2 protein-coding genes are annotated in these 1,110 nt (G+C 51.5%); both read left to right on the forward strand.

The genetic code is table 11. The annotated features are described in order from the left end of the window. Positions 1-139: 139 nt before the first annotated feature. Positions 140-442, forward strand: coding sequence for a hypothetical protein (locus tag I7X43_RS16265; protein WP_198102005.1), 303 nt, complete (start codon positions 140-142; stop codon positions 440-442). 92 nt (positions 443-534) lie between these two features. Then, positions 535-948 carry an SRPBCC family protein gene (locus tag I7X43_RS16270; protein WP_198102006.1) on the forward strand — a complete coding sequence of 138 codons (414 nt, stop codon included), beginning with the start codon at positions 535-537 and terminating at the stop codon, positions 946-948. The last annotated feature ends 162 nt before the right edge of the window (positions 949-1,110 follow it).

Consider the following 1,110-nt stretch of genomic DNA (forward strand, 5'->3'; position numbering starts at 1 on the left):
TCCAATCCCCTAGGCCCCCGCCACCGTCGCCGCGACGGTTCAGTCCAACATGGTTTATCTGCCGCGATTTCCGCTCAGGCCGCTCGCCATGTTCGTGGCGCGGCAGATAAACGCTGATTGTTAGCCAACAAAGGATGCAATGGAAGCGAGAGATTGGATCTCCCTAGCTGCTTTGTACGTTGCGATCTACTACACGGTAGCTCGCATTGCCATGAAGAGGCTGCGAACTATTGATCACGACTACTTTGCAAAACTCGGCGCAAAGTCAGACGTTGGAATGAGCAACTCAATTGCTATTGGAAAAATGCTGTTTGATAGTGAGCTTCCCAAGCAGTCATATCCGGCCGGTGTCAGTCGAATGATTGTGGCGGCTCGCTATATGCTCTTCTTTAGTCCGGTTGTACTTATTGGAGCGGTTGCCCTTGCGAACATTGTTGGCTAACCAGGTGCTCGAACCGACTCGCGTCGGTAAGCCGCCGCTCGCCGATCAGCTTCTATGTTAGCCGTCACCAACATCAACAACCGGAGTTAACCATGAAGATCACAGTCGAAACCGAAGTTGCAGCACCACCCAAAAGCGTCTGGGATGCTTGGGTAACTCCCGATCACATAACGAAATGGAACTTTGCGATTGATGAGTGGTGCTGTCCTAGCGCTGAAGTTGATTTGAAAGTTGGGGGCAAATTCAAGTACCGCATGGAGGCTAAAGATGGATCTTTCGGTTTTGATTTCGAAGGCGTCTTCACCAAGGTCGTGCCGCAGCAATCGTTGCACTTCGAACTCGGGGACAACAGACTCGTAACCATCGAGTTCTCACAAACCACGAAGGGGACAAGGCTAGCCGAAACGTTCGATGCGGAAGATGAGAATTCTGCAGAACAGCAGAGGCAAGGTTGGCAGAGTATCCTCAACAACTTCAAGAAACATGTCGAAGCCCCAAACGGCTAACAATTCGTTCCAGCGGACGCGCTAAAGCGCGCCGCTGAACTCAAACTACAAGGGCTTCCCCACTAATTGCAAGCAATATTCAGCCCTGATGAATGGCGCAGCCATTCATCAATGGGTTTGCAGTTGAATTTCCAACGCGATTGGGGCCGGTTCGCTGAGCAC

Source organism: Inhella gelatinilytica (assembly GCF_016093295.1).
Taxonomy (GTDB): Bacteria; Pseudomonadota; Gammaproteobacteria; order Burkholderiales; family Burkholderiaceae_C; genus Inhella; species Inhella gelatinilytica.

What these genes read in the sequence shown, in the direction of transcription:
- I7X43_RS16270 (WP_198102006.1), top strand. Translation starts at nt 535, where the DNA reads ATGAAGATCACAGTCGAAACCGAAGTTGCAGCACCACCCAAAAGCGTC.
- I7X43_RS16265 (WP_198102005.1), top strand. Translation starts at nt 140, where the DNA reads ATGGAAGCGAGAGATTGGATCTCCCTAGCTGCTTTGTACGTTGCGATC.